At 38.8% G+C, this 17,497-nt stretch carries 18 protein-coding genes; all 18 read left to right on the forward strand.

What is annotated here, in order from left to right:
* Nucleotides 1-13: 13 nt before the first annotated feature.
* The 18 genes from rbfA to AC4BHA_RS05745 all read left to right on the forward strand — a co-directional run bounded on the left by rbfA (nt 14) and on the right by AC4BHA_RS05745 (nt 17,439).
* Nucleotides 14-373: a 30S ribosome-binding factor RbfA gene (rbfA, locus tag AC4BHA_RS05660; protein ID WP_490558275.1), complete on the forward strand. Its 360-nt coding sequence runs from the start codon at nt 14-16 to the stop codon at nt 371-373.
* 70 nt (nt 374-443) lie between these two features.
* Complete coding sequence (gene truB, locus AC4BHA_RS05665; RefSeq protein WP_490558370.1) at nt 444-1,370, forward strand: tRNA pseudouridine(55) synthase TruB; 927 nt, start codon at nt 444-446, stop codon at nt 1,368-1,370.
* Between the two features lie 39 nt (nt 1,371-1,409).
* Nucleotides 1,410-2,354, forward strand: a complete 945-nt coding sequence (ribF, locus tag AC4BHA_RS05670; protein WP_490558276.1) for a bifunctional riboflavin kinase/FAD synthetase — start codon at nt 1,410-1,412, stop codon at nt 2,352-2,354.
* 128 nt (nt 2,355-2,482) lie between these two features.
* Nucleotides 2,483-2,752: a 30S ribosomal protein S15 gene (gene rpsO, locus AC4BHA_RS05675; protein WP_066100335.1), complete on the forward strand. Its 270-nt coding sequence runs from the start codon at nt 2,483-2,485 to the stop codon at nt 2,750-2,752.
* A 206-nt stretch (nt 2,753-2,958) separates the two neighbouring features.
* Nucleotides 2,959-5,073: a polyribonucleotide nucleotidyltransferase gene (pnp, locus tag AC4BHA_RS05680; RefSeq protein ID WP_066100333.1), complete on the forward strand. Its 2,115-nt coding sequence runs from the start codon at nt 2,959-2,961 to the stop codon at nt 5,071-5,073.
* A 126-nt stretch (nt 5,074-5,199) separates the two neighbouring features.
* A complete protein-coding gene (locus AC4BHA_RS05685) occupies nt 5,200-6,159 on the forward strand; it encodes a polysaccharide deacetylase family protein (RefSeq protein WP_490558277.1) in 960 nt (319 codons plus the stop codon).
* A 107-nt stretch (nt 6,160-6,266) separates the two neighbouring features.
* Nucleotides 6,267-7,499 (forward strand): M16 family metallopeptidase, encoded by a 1,233-nt coding sequence (locus AC4BHA_RS05690; RefSeq protein WP_066100332.1) that lies wholly within the window; start codon nt 6,267-6,269, stop codon nt 7,497-7,499.
* A 148-nt stretch (nt 7,500-7,647) separates the two neighbouring features.
* On the forward strand, nt 7,648-7,905 hold the full coding sequence (locus AC4BHA_RS05695) for a YlmC/YmxH family sporulation protein (protein ID WP_139891221.1): 258 nt from the start codon (nt 7,648-7,650) through the stop codon (nt 7,903-7,905).
* Between the two features lie 119 nt (nt 7,906-8,024).
* The gene (dpaA, locus tag AC4BHA_RS05700; RefSeq protein WP_066100326.1) at nt 8,025-8,924 is read left to right on the forward strand and encodes a dipicolinic acid synthetase subunit A; all 900 of its coding nucleotides are present in this window, start codon (nt 8,025-8,027) and stop codon (nt 8,922-8,924) included.
* Entirely contained in the window at nt 8,924-9,517 is a 594-nt protein-coding gene (locus AC4BHA_RS05705) for a dipicolinate synthase subunit B (protein ID WP_490558371.1), read from the forward strand. Before dpaA ends, AC4BHA_RS05705 begins: the two co-directional genes overlap by 1 nt.
* A gap of 181 nt (nt 9,518-9,698) precedes the next feature.
* Entirely contained in the window at nt 9,699-10,742 is a 1,044-nt protein-coding gene (gene asd / locus AC4BHA_RS05710) for an aspartate-semialdehyde dehydrogenase (RefSeq protein WP_066100321.1), read from the forward strand.
* 73 nt (nt 10,743-10,815) lie between these two features.
* Nucleotides 10,816-12,069, forward strand: a complete 1,254-nt coding sequence (dapG, locus tag AC4BHA_RS05715) for an aspartate kinase (protein ID WP_066100319.1) — start codon at nt 10,816-10,818, stop codon at nt 12,067-12,069.
* A gap of 26 nt (nt 12,070-12,095) precedes the next feature.
* The gene (dapA, locus tag AC4BHA_RS05720; protein ID WP_490558278.1) at nt 12,096-12,971 is read left to right on the forward strand and encodes a 4-hydroxy-tetrahydrodipicolinate synthase; all 876 of its coding nucleotides are present in this window, start codon (nt 12,096-12,098) and stop codon (nt 12,969-12,971) included.
* Between the two features lie 336 nt (nt 12,972-13,307).
* Entirely contained in the window at nt 13,308-14,975 is a 1,668-nt protein-coding gene (locus AC4BHA_RS05725) for a ribonuclease J (protein ID WP_066100314.1), read from the forward strand.
* A gap of 156 nt (nt 14,976-15,131) precedes the next feature.
* Nucleotides 15,132-15,584 carry a GNAT family N-acetyltransferase gene (locus AC4BHA_RS05730; RefSeq protein ID WP_490551799.1) on the forward strand — a complete coding sequence of 151 codons (453 nt, stop codon included), beginning with the start codon at nt 15,132-15,134 and terminating at the stop codon, nt 15,582-15,584.
* 23 nt (nt 15,585-15,607) lie between these two features.
* Nucleotides 15,608-15,766 (forward strand): hypothetical protein, encoded by a 159-nt coding sequence (locus tag AC4BHA_RS05735; RefSeq protein ID WP_490551798.1) that lies wholly within the window; start codon nt 15,608-15,610, stop codon nt 15,764-15,766.
* Between the two features lie 723 nt (nt 15,767-16,489).
* Nucleotides 16,490-17,227: a ClpP family protease gene (locus tag AC4BHA_RS05740; RefSeq protein ID WP_490551797.1), complete on the forward strand. Its 738-nt coding sequence runs from the start codon at nt 16,490-16,492 to the stop codon at nt 17,225-17,227.
* Between the two features lie 2 nt (nt 17,228-17,229).
* On the forward strand, nt 17,230-17,439 hold the full coding sequence (locus AC4BHA_RS05745; RefSeq protein WP_066100306.1) for a YlzJ-like family protein: 210 nt from the start codon (nt 17,230-17,232) through the stop codon (nt 17,437-17,439).
* Nucleotides 17,440-17,497 lie beyond the last annotated feature (58 nt).

Here is a 17,497-nt window from a genome sequence, read left to right on the forward strand (position 1 = left end):
AGAGGTGAAAAATATGAGCCTTAGAGCTACCCGTGTGGGAGAGCAAATGAAAAAAGAACTCAGTGAAATACTTGGCAGAAAAATCAAGGATCCACGAGTTGGATTTGTGACTGTCACAGATGTTGAAGTTTCTGGTGATCTTCAGCAAGCCAAAGTCTATATATCGGTTCTCGGTGATGCCGAAAAAAGAGAAGATACACTTAAAGGTCTTGCTAAAGCTACTGGATTTATTCGTTCTGAGCTGGGCCAGCGTATTCGATTACGAAAAACTCCGGAAATTATTTTTGAATTTGATGAGTCGATTGACTATGGAAACAGAATTGAAAATCTATTGCATCAAATTCATCAGGAAAATAAAGAACCCAATGAATAAGGACTAGGATAGACGTTATGTCTATCCCCTTTTTATATAAAAAATTTGGAGAACAGGGTGATTGATAGTGATGGAAGAGTTAAATGGAATCCTGATTCTCAATAAACCGGCAGGATTTACTTCTCATGACTGTATTATGAAAGTCAGAAAAATACTGAGGATGAAAAAAGTCGGCCATACAGGAACGTTGGATCCGGATGTCACAGGTGTACTGCCTATATGTCTTGGAAAAGCAACCAGAGTTGCGGAGTACATAACGGATGCTGGTAAAGAATACATAGGTGAAGTGACTATTGGCTGGTCCACAACCACAGAAGATGCTTCGGGCGACATGGTGGATAAGAAGGTAATTGAGAAGCCGATAAAACGTACTGAGATTATCGAGATTTTGAACTCGCTCACAGGAACGATTGTTCAAACACCCCCAATCTACTCAGCTGTTAAAGTAAATGGAAAGCGCTTGTATGAGTACGCGTTAAAGGGAGAAAAGGTAGACATCCCCTCGCGCAAGGTGAATATTTATGAAATCGAGCTTTTGGACGATAGAGAACAATTTGAAGGTGAATCTATTTCGTTTTCTTTTCGTGTCTCCTGTGGGAAAGGAACGTATATCAGAACGCTCTCCTGCATGATAGGTGACCAATTAGGCTATCCAGCCCATATGTCTAAGCTCATCAGGTCACGCTCAGCGGCTTTCACCCTTCGTGATGCAATTACACTTGAACAGCTGGCTTTACATGCGGAGAAGGGCACTGTAAGCGACGTACTGAAGCCTATAGAAGAAGGGGTTCCCAATCTGCCGATTATTAAGGTTTCCAGTGAAATTGCAGAAAAAGTCCGTAATGGTGCTGTACTGACCTCTGACAACCTATCTGCCGAAAATACGGAGAGTCCTTTTGCTATTTTTAATGAACAAGAAGAACTAATGGCAATTTATCAGCATCATCCAGAGAAAAAAGGATTGTGTAAACCGGTTAAAGTTATTCCATTTATATAGTATGATATGGATGGAGATTGAAATTAGAGGGGAATAGAGATGAAAATAATCAATATTACACATCCCCATGACTATAAGCGGGGGGACTTTCCGCCAATAGCAGTAGCTCTTGGTTATTTTGATGGCGTTCATATTGGCCATCAAAAGGTTATTGAAACGGTAAAACAAATTGGTGAAGAAAAAGGGCTGGCAACAGCGGTGATGACATTTGATCCTCACCCATCTGTTATTTTGAATAAACATATTAAGCACGTGAGGCTCTTAACACCATTGCAGGATAAAATTAAATTAATGAAGAACTTGGGGTTGGATTATCTTTTTATTGTCCAATTCACACCTGATTTTTCAAGTCTTTCACCACAAAAATTTGTGGATGATTATTTGATTTCATTGCATATTCAGCATGTGGTTGCCGGCTTTGATTATTCATATGGACAATACGGAAGAGGAACTATGGAAACTCTTCCGCACCATGCAAAGGGTATGTTTGATGTAACAACCGTGTCAAAGCAAGATCTTGGAGAGGAAAAAATCAGTTCAACTCGTATTCGAGGGGAATTAATTAACGGCCATACTGAAACAATTAATCAATTATTAAGCAGGGATTTCACTGTTAAAGGATGTATTGTAGATGGAGAGAAACGCGGGAGGTTATTAGGGTTTCCTACTGCCAATATAGAAGTGGACCCCGATTATTATCTTCCTGGTACCGGAGTTTATTGCGTACGTATGAAAGTACGCGGTAATTGGTATAATGGTATATGTAATGTAGGCTATAAACCTACTTTTCATACGGAAAAAGAAGAGATTCCCACTATAGAAGTACATCTATTAGATTTTGAGGCTGATATCTATCAAGAGAGAGTTGTGGTAGAGTGGCATAAACGCATACGGAGTGAACAGAAATTCAGCTCTGTGGAACAATTGGTTACTCAGCTTGAAAAAGATAAACAATTCGCAATAGAATATTTTGGAGTGAATTAAGTACTTGCTTTTTTAACCAAGAAGTAGTATTCTTAATATCGTATGAAAAGAACCTTTCCTTGGCTAAGCGCATCACCAACGTTCGCTCAGGAATAGGGGATTTTGAAAATTTTAGGAGGTGAATTAGGATGGCATTAACGCAAGAGCGTAAAAATGAGATCATTAATGAGTACAAAACTCATGAGAGCGACACTGGTTCTCCAGAAGTTCAGATCGCTGTCCTTACTGAACAAATCAACACACTTAACGAACACTTACGCACTCACAAGAAAGATCACCACTCACGTCGCGGTCTTTTGAAAATGGTAGGTAAACGTCGTAACTTACTTACTTACCTGCGTAATAAAGACGTTACTCGTTATCGCGAATTAATCAACAAGCTTGGTTTACGTCGATAAACTACTCAGAAAAAGCGGGATTTTTCCCGCTTTTTTGTTATACATAGAGGAGAAAGAGGAAAGTTAAAGGGTAATGTCGCTTTTTAACTCGACAACTATGGAGTATACTAATATTAATTTGATTGAAATCCAACAGATCTTGTCAAAATGATGAGAAACAGGATAAATTTTGTAGATTATTGTAAGTAGAGAGGAGCAATGAAGATATGGAGCAAACAAAACGCACATTTTCTTTAGATTGGGCAGGACGTCCATTAACGGTTGAAATCGGCCAATTAGCAAAACAAGCTAATGGTGCTGCTTTGATTCGCTATGGCGATTCAGCCGTATTAAGTACAGCTGTAGCTTCAAAGGAACCGAAGAATTTAGATTTCTTCCCATTAACTGTAAGCTATGAAGAAAAATTATACGCAGTAGGTAAAATCCCTGGAGGGTTCATTAAACGTGAGGGTAGACCAAGTGAAAAAGCGGTACTTACAAGTCGTCTAATCGACCGTCCAATTCGCCCGCTGTTCGCAGATGGGTTCCGTAATGATGTACAAGTAGTGAGTATGGTTCTTAGTGTAGATCAAAACTGCCCAACTGAAATGGCAGCTATGTTCGGATCCTCATTGGCGCTATGTGTTTCTGATATCCCGTTTGAAGGACCAATTGCCGGTGTTATTGTAGGTCGCGTTGATGGTAAGTTTGTCATTAACCCAACGATCGAACAACTTGAAAACAGTGATATTCATTTAACTGTTGCAGGAACAATGGATGCTATTAACATGGTTGAAGCAGGAGCACAGGAAGTGCCGGAAGAAACCATGCTGGAAGCTATCATGTTTGGACATGATGAAATCAAGAAACTGATTGCATTCCAAAATGAGATTGTGGCTGCAGTTGGTAAAGAAAAACGTGAAATAACTCTTTATGAGCTAGATGCAGAATTAATCGAGGAAGTTAAAGGTATGTGTTTAGAAGAAATGAACACTGCTGTGCAAGTTCAAGAAAAACATGCTCGTGAAGATGCAATCAAAGCAGTAAGAGAAAAAGTTGTTGCTGTCTTTGAAGAAAAAGAAGCTGATGAAGAGAAGCTTAAGCAAGTAAATGAAATCTTGAGTAAATTGGTGAAGGATGAAGTTCGCCGTTTAATTACGGAAGAGAAAATCCGCCCTGATGGAAGAAGTCCTGAAGAAATTCGCCCATTATCCTCTGAAGTTGGCTTATTGCCTCGTACTCATGGTTCCGGATTATTTACTCGTGGACAAACTCAAGCCCTTTCTATTGCTACACTGGGTGCATTAGGAGATGTTCAGATATTGGACGGGCTTGGCCTTGAAGAGTCTAAACGTTTCATGCATCATTATAATTTCCCGCATTTCAGCGTTGGTGAAACTGGACCTATCAGAGGACCAGGCAGACGTGAAATCGGACATGGTGCATTAGGTGAGAGAGCGCTTGAGCCGGTTATTCCAAATGAAAATGATTTTCCATATACTATTCGTCTTGTATCAGAAGTACTTGAATCTAATGGCTCTACGTCTCAGGCAAGTATTTGTGCAAGCACATTGGCATTAATGGATGCCGGTGTTCCAATTAAAGCGCCGGTAGCAGGAATTGCAATGGGTCTTATTAAAAAGGGAGAACATTATACAGTTCTTTCCGATATTCAAGGAATGGAAGACCACTTGGGTGATATGGACTTTAAAGTAGCCGGTACAGCAAAAGGTGTAACTGCACTTCAAATGGACATAAAAATTGCAGGTCTGACTCGTGAAATCTTAGAGGAAGCATTAATGCAAGCTCAAAAGGGCCGGAATCATATTCTGAATCACCTTACAAGCACATTAGAGCAGCCAAGAAAAAATCTTTCTCAATATGCGCCTAAGATTTTAACGATGGCTATTAAACCTGACAAAATCAGAGACGTTATTGGACCAAGTGGAAAACAAATCAATAAAATTATTGAAGAAACCGGTGTAAAAATTGATATCGAGCAGGATGGTACAATCTACATCGCATCCACTGATCAGGAAATGAATGAAAAGGCTAAAACGATTATTGAAGATTTGGTACGCGAAGTTGAAGTTGGCCAAATTTATCTTGGTACGGTTAAACGTATTGAGAAATTTGGATGCTTCGTTGAAATCTTCAAAGGAAAAGATGGTCTTGTCCACATTTCTGAACTGGCAGAAGAACGTGTAGGAAAAGTCGAGGATGTAGTAAAAATTGGTGATGAGATCCTTGTGAAGGTAACTGAAATAGACAGACAAGGAAGAGTCAACCTATCTCGTAAAGCAGTTCTAAAAGAACAAAAAGAAAAAGCAGAACAGAAATAAACATGACTTGGTCGGCTAGGAGACATTGGTTTCCTAGTCTTTTAATAATGTTCATTTCTAATTATGGAGCCTAGCAGTTCTAACCCGTCCTACCCGCTCATACATTTTGTGTGAGGAGGAGAAGAGATGGATAAAAAATTGTTGCAATTTCTTGCATTTTGTACCATTTGCGTTATATCATGGGTGTTGGTGCAAAGCTCATTTATGGACCAATATGTAAAAGGTATTCCAAATGGAACTGTCGCTTATGTTACAAATACAAATGATGAACTGTACCAACAAATTGAACAAGCAGCTAAAACATATAATCAAGAGCCTGTAGACGCTGTTATAGATAAGGTGTGGAAGAAAACACCCGGATACAATGGCATTCAGGTCAACATTGAGAAATCTTATAAAAAGATGAAAACTAAGGGTAAATTTCAGGAAGCCCAACTCATTTTCAAAGAAATCAGCCCTAATGTTCATTTACAAGACTTGCCACCATCGCCAATATACCGTGCGAATCCAAATAAACCCGTTGTATCCTTTATTATTAATGTAGCCTGGGGTAATGAGTATATTGAAGGAATGCTGGACACTTTAAAGAGACATAAGATTCATGCTACATTTGTATTGGAAGGACGCTGGGTAAAGAATAATCCGGATCTAGCCAAGCGGATAGCAGCAGCCGGTCATGAATTAGGGAATCATTCATATACTCATCCAAATATGCAACAATTATCAGCTGCGGCTGCCGAGAAAGAAATCAGCGAAACAAACCGGGTCATCCAGGAGGTAACAGGATATACTCCTAAGCTATTTGGACCTCCGAGCGGAAGTTTTAATGATCGTACAGTTAAGGTTGCAGCAAGTCTTGGAATGGAAACTATATTATGGACAGTTGATACAGTAGATTGGAAAAAACCCACACCGGAAGTCTTAACAAAAAGGGTCCTTGACCACATACATAAAGGTGCGCTTATTCTTATGCACCCAACAGAATCAACATCAAAATCAATGGATATATTAATCAAGAACATTGAGAAGGAATATAAAATTGTACCTGTCAGTGAGGCATTCAAAGAAGAACGTATAAGTCCCTGAAGACTTTCCTGCCTTTATTTTGGCGGGAAAGTTTCTCTATGCTATAAAAATGTATACATATTGGGTATGGTAATAAAGAGGGGCATCATGAATAGGAGGAACATTTGTTGATAAAAAAATATACTTGTCAAAATGGGGTCCGTATCGTATTGGAAACAATCCCTACTGTTCGGTCAGTGGCGATTGGTATTTGGATTAAAACCGGTTCCCGAAATGAAGATTCCTTGAATAATGGAATTTCGCATTTCTTGGAGCATATGTTTTTTAAAGGAACAACAACAAGATCTGCCAAAGAAATAGCCGAATCATTTGATCGGATTGGCGGTCAGGTAAATGCTTTCACCTCAAAAGAATATACGTGCTACTATGCCAAAGTATTGGACGATCATGCACCTTATGCGCTGGATGTTCTTGGTGATATGTTCTTTAATTCTACATTTGCTGAAGAGGAATTGAAAAAAGAAAAAAATGTAGTTTGCGAAGAGATTAAGATGTATGAAGACACACCTGATGATATTGTTCATGATATTTTAAGCCAGGCTGTTTACGAAAAACACCCGCTTGGTTACCCTATTTTAGGTACAGATAAAATTCTTGATACCATTAATTCAGAGACATTGAAACAATATGTCTATAATCACTATACACCTGATAAAGTGGTAATCTCGATTGCAGGGAATGTGGATGAGAGTTTTATCAAGCAGGTTGAAGGTTTATTTGGAAGCTATGAAGGCGGTACAGCACGTCCTGAATTGGAAAAACCAACTTTCCATACCAATAAGATTGTCAGAAAAAAAGATACCGAACAAGCCCATTTATGTCTTGGGTACAACGGTTATGATATAGGCAATGAAAATATTTATAGCTTAATCACTCTGAACAATGTACTTGGAGGATCTATGAGCAGCCGTTTATTCCAAAATGTGCGAGAAGAAAAAGGGCTTGCTTACAGTGTCTATTCCTATCATACCTCCTATCAGGATAATGGTATGGTGGTTATTTATGGTGGAACAGGGGCAAACCAAGTTCATCAGCTTTATGATACAATACAGGAAACTCTTACTGAATTGCGTAATGACGGCATTACTGCCAAAGAGCTTGATAACTGTAAAGAGCAGCTGAAAGGAAGTTTGATGCTAAGCTTAGAAAGCACAAACAGCCGAATGAGCCGTAACGGTAAAAATGAGCTGTTATTGGGTAGACATCGAACTCTTGATGACATAGTTGAATTAATCGATGCTGTTTCGCTTAACAGCGTAAATCAGTGTATAGAAGATATTTTTACAGACTCCTATGCAGCAGCTTTATTGGGTCCGCAAGATGAGTGGAACTTAGATTAAAAAATAAATCTCTGGCAAGCTGGCGTGAACATCCATTGGATTTTGCGCTGGCTTGTTTTTTTGCGTGTTTGGAACAACTTTTTCTTCTAAAAGGATGTCACTCATTCATATAGTGAGATTAAGCAGAATGTGATAGGAGTGTCCTAAAATGAAGCTGAGCGAATTAAGTGGCAAAGAAATTGTGGATGTAAAAAAAGCAGAACGATTGGGCGTCCTTGGTCAAACAGACCTTGAGATCGATGAGTTAACCGGACAAATAACCGCCCTTTTAATCCCATCTGGAAAATGGTTTGGTTTTAGAAAGAATGGTGATGAGGTCCGTGTGCCATGGAGTCAAATAAAAAAGATTGGTACGGATATGGTCATCATTGATATTCCTGACGGAAATTCAATAAAGGAAACTTAAAAAACGCCGAAGGGCGTTTTTTTTTTGTTTACCTCGTTTTTATCACGTCTGGTTCCTGTATTTCATACTATGGGTTGTATGAATTGATCTTTAAAAAATAAAGAAGGTGAAAATCTTCCATGCTCACAGGAATGAATATTGCCGTTCTTGGTGGAGATGCCAGGCAGCTTGAAGTGATTCGAAAATTAACCGAGTTGGACGCAAAGGTATATTTAACAGGTTTTGAACAGTTAGCACATGCATACACGGGAGCAGTAAAGGAAAAACTGGAAGATTTGCCGGTAAAAGAGCTGGATGCGATTATTTTGCCTGTTGCTGGCACAAATATGGAAGGTAAGCTGGATACCATTTTTTCAAATATGCAAGTCATCCTGACAGAAGCTTTTTTAAAGGAGACACCGGAACATTGTACAATCTATTCCGGTATAAGCAATGATTATTTAATAAATATAACGAAACAGGCAAACCGTAAACTAGTTCAATTATTTGAACGAGATGATGTAGCTATTTATAATTCTATTCCCACAGTAGAAGGTACCATTATGATGGCCATTCAGCATACAGATTTTACGATACACGGATCAAATGTGATTGTTCTTGGATTAGGAAGAGTGGGAATGAGTGTGGCACGTGCTTTCCATGGACTGGGGGCCAAAGTTCAAGTTGGTGCCCGTAAATCAGAACATATAGCCAGAATAGAGGAAATGGGGTTAACTCCCTTCCATTTATCTGCGTTGGAATCTGTGGTTGAAAATGTGGATATTTGCATTAATACGATTCCTCACAAAATCATTACCGCAGGAATTATTTCAAGGATGCCGTCCCGAACGTTGATTATTGATTTGGCTTCGAAACCGGGCGGAACAGATTTTAGATATGCAGAAAAACGTGGAGTTAAAGCCATATTAGCACCAGGGTTACCCGGTATAGTGGCCCCAAAGACAGCCGGTCAGATTATTGCAAATGTGCTGGGACAGTTATTGTTGGATGATTTAGGAAATGGAAGGGAGACACCATGATGGATGTTAAGGGGAAGAGAATAGGGTTTGGATTGACAGGATCGCACTGTACGTATGATGAAGTATATCCACAAATTGAAAAGCTGGTACATGCAGGAGCCGAGGTTGTCCCTGTTGTCAGTTATACTGTTAAAAATACCGACACAAGATTTGGCAAGGGAGAGGATTGGATAGCAAGAATAGAAAAACTGACAAACAGAAAAGCGATTGATACCATCGTCGATGCGGAGCCTTTAGGTCCCAAATATCCGTTGGATTGTATGGTGATTGCACCCATGACAGGTGTTTCGATGAGTAAATTTGCAAATGCACAAAATGATTCACCCGTTTTAATGGCTGCAAAAGCTACACTTCGGAATCATCGCCCAGTTGTTCTCGGTATATCGACAAATGATGCCCTAGGTTTAAATGGTGTGAATTTAATGAGACTCTTAAGCACTAAGGACATATACTTCATTCCATTTGGCCAGGATGATCCTGAAAAAAAACCAAATTCTATGGTTGCCCGAATGGAAAGTCTCGTGGAAACGGTGGAATATGCTCTTGAGGCAAAACAAATCCAGCCTATTATCATCGAAAAATACAGAGATTAAAGTGCATGATTTAAAAAAAAGATATCTTATGATATATTTTATAGAAGAATATATTCATTGTTCTGAAAAGAAGGTTGCTCCTTTTATAAAAAATATATAAATAGCTATGACAGCATATCTTATTATTTCTAGTAGTTTACATGAAAATAAATACCTAATTTTATAGGAAGGGGTAACAAACATGAATGAAAAAAAATTACACGTAGCTGTAGTCGGGGCTACTGGTGCAGTTGGACAGCAAATGATTGACACTCTTCAAAAAAGGAATTTCCCTATTGGGAAGATAAGTCTGTTATCCTCTTCTCGTTCAGCAGGTAAACAAATCGAATTTAATGGAGAGACCATAACAGTACAGGAAGCAAAGCCAGAGAGCTTTGAAGGGGTAGACATTGCCCTGTTTAGTGCTGGCGGAAGTATATCTAAAGCATTAGCTCCTGAGGCTGTTAAAAGGGGTGCTATCGTTGTGGATAATACAAGTGCCTTCCGTATGGACGAAAATGTTCCGCTTGTAGTTCCTGAGGTGAATGAGGATGATCTTCGTAAGCATCAGGGAATCATAGCTAACCCTAATTGTTCGACAATCCAAATGGTAGCAGCACTTGAACCAATCAGGAAAGCCTATGGACTTAAAAAAATTATTGTTTCCACTTATCAGGCTGTTTCTGGAGCGGGTGCAGCAGCTGTTGAGGAATTAAATACGCAAGCAAGCGATATTTTAGCCGGTAAGACTGTTAATCCATCTATATTACCTGTTAAAGGTGCGGAAAAACATTATCAGATAGCTTTTAATGCTATTCCTCAGATTGATGTTTTCGGTGAGAATGGGTATACATTTGAAGAAATGAAAATGGTAAATGAAACGAAGAAAATTATGCATTTGCCGTCACTGCAGGTAGCAGCAACATGCGTTCGCCTTCCAATCGCAGTTGGTCATTCAGAATCCGTGTATATAGAAATTGAAAATAACGGTGTCAGTGCTGAGCAAGTAAAAGAAATATTACTAAATGCTCCTGGAATTGTCCTTCAGGATGATCCCGCCAATCAAGTCTATCCAATGCCGGCAGATTGTGTTGGGAAGAATGAAGTTTTTGTTGGGAGAGTAAGGAAAGATTTGGACGAAGATGCCGGGTTCCATATGTGGGTTGTTTCCGATAACCTATTAAAAGGGGCCGCCTGGAATTCTGTTCAAATTGCAGAGAGCCTTATTCGATTAGGGCTAGTGTAATTATTGAAATGATAGGATATCTTGGCCTTCTTATTTTCTCTAAAGTAGGAAGGCTCATTTTGGGGTGTAAAAAGTGAAGATCATCATTCAAAAGTTTGGCGGTACCTCTGTAAAAGATGCAGAGAGCAGAGAGTATGCGTTTCAACATATAAAAAGAGGTATAGACAAAGGGTACAAAATAGTGGTTGTTGTATCTGCAATGGGAAGAAAAGGTGATCCATATGCAACGGATTCCTTACTTTCACTTGTTAATGAAAAAGGAATGTACTTGGGGGAACGTGAGCAGGACTTGCTATTATCTTGCGGAGAGATAATCTCAGCGGTTGTATTTACCAATATGCTCTTAGAAAAAGGAATTCGAGCGACTGCCTTAACTGGCGGACAGGCCGGTTTCAGAACAAATAATGACTATACAAATGCAAAAATAATGGAAATGAAGACCGATAGACTGATTGATGAGCTAGGAAAATCAGACGTTATCGTTGTGACCGGTTTTCAGGGTATTGCTGAAAATGGCGATATTACAACGATAGGGCGCGGCGGCAGTGATACATCTGCTGCAGCCCTTGGAGCTGCACTGAAGGCAGAGTATGTTGACATTTTTACGGATGTAGAGGGAATTATGACAGCTGATCCCCGTATTGCGGAACAAGCCAGACCGCTGTCAGTAGTAACCTATACAGAGGTATGTAACATGGCCTACCAGGGGGCTAAGGTCATTCATCCACGTGCTGTTGAAATTGCGATGCAGGCAAAGGTGCCGATGCGAATCCGTTCAACCTATGCTGAAGGTGAGGGTACGCTGGTTACAGGTCATCCGAAACACCGTCGAGGCAGTGATATACAGGAACGTCTTGTTACTGGTATTGCCCATGTAAGCAATATCACTCAGATAAAAGTAAAGGCTAAGGAAGATCAGTATGATCTGCAGGCGGAAGTCTTTACAGCGATGGCGAATTCAGGCATAAGCGTTGATTTTATTAATATTTATCCAAATGGTGCTGTGTATACTGTCTCCAACAACGATGCTAATAAGGCAATTTCGGTATTACGTGAATTAGGATATGAGCCTGGTATCCAATCAAACTGTGCCAAAGTGTCTGTCGTTGGAGCCGGGATAACGGGAGTGCCGGGAGTAACAGCGAAAATTGTTACTCCATTATCAGAACGAGGCATACAGATTCTGCAATCCGCAGATAGCCACACAACGATATGGGTATTAGTTAAAGAAGAAGATTTAGTAGAAGCTGTAAATGCTCTTCATAATGCCTTTAATCTCCATTTAATGGACGATGATCTGTTTGAATGGGAAGAACTTGCTGAATAATAAAATATAAGATTGGAAGTGGAAATATGGGTCTTTTTGGACGCGTGTCCACCGCGATGGTTACACCTTTTGATAATAAAGGAAATATTGATTTTGGTAAGACTGCAAAACTCATAGATTACTTAATTGAAACAGGCACAGATTCACTGGTGGTTTCAGGAACTACTGGTGAATCCCCAACCTTGTCAACAGAAGAAAAAGTGGCATTATTTGAATATGTCGTGAAAATTGTAAACAAACGCATCCCTGTGATAGCAGGAACTGGCTCAAATAATACGTATGCGTCCATCCATTTAACAAAGAAGGCGGAAGCGGCCGGTGTAGATGCGATTATGCTTGTAGCGCCTTATTATAATAAACCAAACCAAGAGGGGCTATATCAACATTTCAAATCTGTGGCGGATGCTACTAATCTGCCGTGCATGATTTATAATGTGCCAGGCAGAACGGTGACGAATATTCATCCGGAAACCGTTATTCGCCTGTCAGAGATTCCGAATATTGTTGCTGTAAAAGAGGCCAGCGGTAATTTAAATGCAATGACAAAAATTATTGCCAACACACCGGATGATTTCGATTTATACAGTGGAGATGATGGTTTAACTTTACCTGTACTTTCAATTGGAGGAGCAGGTGTGGTCTCGGTGGCCTCCCATATAATCGGACGTGACATCCAAAAAATGATTGAACATTTCTACGCTGGTGAAATGGCTGAGGCAGCCCAAATGCACCAGAAATTACTGCCAGTCATTGAGGGGTTATTTTTGACACCAAGCCCAGCTCCTTTAAAGACAGCCTTGCAAATCAAGGGTATGAGCGTTGGGTCTGTTCGTTTGCCTCTTGTACCAATGAATGAAGTTGAACGGAACACATTGATAAATCTATTAAATACATTAAAATAATGCTTAGTTTGTCTGTTTTTAGAGTCTGCCTGAGGATAAGCCAATCCAATGCGATTGGCTTATCTATCTATTTAGTACAATTTTATACATATTCTTTTTTATACATGTTTAGTTAGCATTGAAGATGTCTGCTTTTTTTGTTATGCCTATAGCAAACAAACAGCAGTGTATATATATTATGAACCTAAAGAAAAGCATATTTTCAAAAAAAGAACGATAGTCGGAATTCATAGATAAATCTAAAAAGATGATGTCAGTGGCATGCCGATACACTATCGGTTATAATGGATTCAACTGGAAAATGGACGAGTAGTTGATAACAGGAGGAACAATAAATTGGTTAAACAAATTAGACAGAAGATCAAAGTAATTGCATTAGGCGGAGCAGGAGAGATTGGAAAAAATATGTATCTCGTCGAAGTAGACGAAGATATATTTGTGCTGGATGCCGGGTTAATGTTTCCGGAAACCGAAATGCTTGGAATAGATGTAGTAATTCCAGATATCTCTTACCTTATCGAAAATAAAGAAAGAATTCAGGGGATTTTTCTTTCCCATGGTCATGAGGATCATATTGGTGCACTCCCTTATATTATTGAGGAATTGGATGCACCGGTTTATGGTACAAGATTGAGCATAGAATTAACAAAATCCAAAATCGCAGAAATTAACGAAAATTTAAATGTTGACTTTGAAGTAATAGATTCAAATACATCCCTGCGTTTTTCTTCTGCAAGAATCACATTTTTTAAAACGAATCACAGCATTCCTGATTCTGTTGGAATCTGTATTGAAACAAAAGATGGTGCAATCGTTTATACGGGTGATTTTAAATTTGATCAGGCTGCCCAGGGACTTTACAAAGCGGAAATTGGCAAAATGGCAGCAATCGGTGAGTCAGGAGTTCTCTGTCTATTATCAGATAGCTCAGGAGCAGAACGGATTGGATTTACACCTTCTGAATCCCTTGTTGCAAGAAATATGTCTGATGAATTTTACAATGCAAAAGGCAGAATTATTGTAGCATGCTATGCATCTAATCTTAACGGTCTTCAGCAAGTGTTCAATGCTGCGTTTGATAATCATAAAAAAGTAGCGGTTGTCGGTAAATCCATGGAAAAAGTATTGGAAATTGCCTTGGAATTTAATTATTTGGATGTCCATGAGGATGTGTTGATTCCGATAACTGAGATCGACCAATATGAAGATCGTGAAATAATTATCCTTGCGACTGGATTGCAGGGAGAGCCATTTGAAGCACTGCAAAAAATGGCTAAGCATGGTCATAAACAAGTTAATATTAAGCAAGGTGATACTGTATTATTGGCGGCTAATGCTGTCCATGGCGGAGAATTGCTTATGTCCAGGACTATCGATTTATTATTTAGAGCAGGTGCAAAGGTAGTAGCTGGTAAAAATCAAATCCATGTATCGGGCCATGGCAGCCAGGAAGAGCTAAAAATGATGCTTAACCTCATGAAACCGAAGTATTTTATTCCCATCCAAGGTGACTATAAAATGCTAATTGCTCATATGCGCATTGCAAAATCAATTGGCTTTAACCAAAATCAAATCCATATACCAGAAAATGGTGAGGTTATTGAAATAACAAATGACGCGATTGAAAGCGCTGGAAAAGTGACTGCTGGGAATGTTTTGATTGATGGAAGTGGCGTTGGGGATGTAGGAAATATTGTCTTGCGTGACCGCCGTTTGCTATCTCAGGACGGAATTCTAATTGTAGTTGTGACTTTAAGCCGTGCGGATAAGAGTATAGTAGCAGGTCCTGAAATCATTTCACGTGGATTTGTGTATGTTCGAGAATCAGAATCATTAATGGAACAATCAACAAATATTGTGCGTGAGATTGTAATCAAAAATACTTCTAAAGATCATTTTGACTGGGCCGGAATGAAACAGGAAGTCCGAGATAGTCTAAATCATTATCTGTTCGATAAAACAAAACGACGCCCAATGATTTTACCAATTATTATGGAAGTGTAATAAAGGACGTAAATGGCTATCCAGCGGATAGCCATTTTTCTTATTCGGGTAAGTTCCTGTTGAAAAAGCAGATTGATGAATTTGTAACCCCTTGAGGGAACCTTTAAAGATAAGCTAGTTTATTGAATTAAAAGAAGAATGGAAGAGTGATACATAGTGATTACATTTGAACGCGTAACAGAAGAGAATTTATATATAGCAAAAGAAATGATGGATTCTAATTCTTCCTATTTTGATAAGGAGTATGGTATATCGCAAAATAGGGAGGAAATATTAGAATCATTGTCTCTAAACCAAGGTGATTATTTGATTAAAGCCGATGATACGTATATTGGACTAACTGCTTTTAGGGAGTATAAAGAGGAGCAGCTCGTTACGATTAATCTGATGATCATTCATGCAGATTACCAGGGATTTGGTTATGGTACTACAGCCTACTATGAATTAGAGGATCTATTTATCAAGCGTGGATTTAAAAAAATCACACTGAATGTGAGAAGTGATGACAGCAGGATCAAATTATTTTGGGAGAGAAATGGGCATACAGCTAGTGAACAAGATACAAGTAATGGGAAAGATAGAGTTCATTACGAAAAGCATCTTGTTTAGTTTTAGGTTACAGGCGGCTTGCTATGGAAAGCCGCCTTGTTTTGTTTCTGCTCACATTTAAGACTGATGATATGGAAGTAACTTCACCAATTAAAAAAAATAAAAAAATTTTAATGAAAGCGGTTTATTCTTTTAAAAATGGGTATTATATAAATAAGAAAGGAGGAAACAATAGAGTTTAACACTTCAGGTGACTCAATCATATAGTGTTCGTTCCGTAAAATGAAGCTTAAGTAATAAGAGTGAACGATATATGATCGAAACTATCGAAACTATTTCTAAAAAGGATTATGTGAATCTTAAACAAATGTGATAATGTGGTTTAATTCTAATGGTGAATTCTTAGGAAATTAACTCAAATGGGGAAGGATCGAAAGACAGATTTATACTGGATAGTAAGAAGTTTCAGTATAAAAAAGTCCAGATATCTTTAACCAAAAGCCTTTCATCGGATATTTTTTAAAAGGGTGGAGTTAATAATAATAGGATTCTTACCAAATGAAAAACCAAAAAAGGCAAGGTGATGGTCACAATTGGATAAGAGTGGAATGGTTGTTTAGTTCCACATAATCAGGATTGATTGAAATAGAAAATCGGGTATGAGTAACCAATAATTGAATATGCAGTGTGTTTTTAAAGGTAAACGTAAAAGGTGTAAAGAAACCTTTATAATGCGGAACTAACACACTTCAGCTGAAAAGTTTGTACCAGAAGTACCGGGCAGTTAAGTTTTAATCAGCTGATGCATGGTTGAGTCTCCTAAGGTGTTAAACGATTGTTTCTCCTAAAGAATCCTAAAAATAGGATTCTTTTTTTTGTATGTACTAAGTGCCCCTCAAATTGAATGGAAATGATTCCGCTGTACATACTAAAGGGGAGAGCGTTTTTGTAGAGGGGGATTAAGAGTGGATAAAAAGTTAGAGGTACCTCATGAGGAAAAGCCAGCGGATGATAATAAGGGAGCTGCCAGTGCACTTGTAGATAAGATACAGGCTTTGGGACAAACCAATGTGCCGCAGTTGCCAAAAGATTCAACCATCCATTGTTTAACGATTATAGGGCAAATAGAGGGTCATGTACAATTACCTCCACAAAATAAAACAACAAAATATGAACATGTTATTCCACAGCTGGTGGCAATTGAACAAAATCCTGATATTAAAGGGTTATTGGTTATCTTAAATACCGTTGGGGGTGATGTCGAAGCAGGGCTTGCTATGTCAGAAATGATTGCTTCTCTATCAAAACCGACTGTATCTATCGTTTTGGGAGGAGGTCATAGTATTGGCGTTCCTATTGCAACTAGCTGTGACTATTCTTTCATAGCAGAAACAGCTACTATGACAATTCACCCTATTCGTCTTACCGGACTTGTAATCGGAGTACCCCAATCATTTGAATATCTTGATAAAATGCAGGATCGGGTTGTGAATTTTGTGGTCAAGCACTCAGAAATTAATGAAGACACATTTAAGGATTTGATGTTTGCGAGAGGTAACCTTGCGAGAGATATTGGAACAAATGTAGTGGGTGAAGATGCTGTGAATACAGGTTTAATTGATGAGGTTGGCGGAATCGGTGCAGCGATTTCTAAGCTTAACGAGATGATAAGAGAAAAGAGTGATCCTTCGAAAGGAGATTAAGTATGACTTTTTATACAATTATGCCTTTAGATACTTTGATGTATGAAGAATTATATCAAGCCAGCCATGAAATGTTTAAGAAGGATGGTATTCCGTTTATTGGTGAAAGATTACCTAATGGATCAGTAAAGGTTAACCGGATTATCAGTACAGATCCGAATGATTTCTTATCAGAGACACTTGCGCCAGGAGCGGTAATTAACAACCTGTAATAGCAGTCAGTGTGTATTATTTATGCTATAATAAAAGGTGAACGGGGTAAAGGCAGCC

The sequence above is a fragment of the Pradoshia sp. Z3_51 genome, assembly GCF_058215915.1.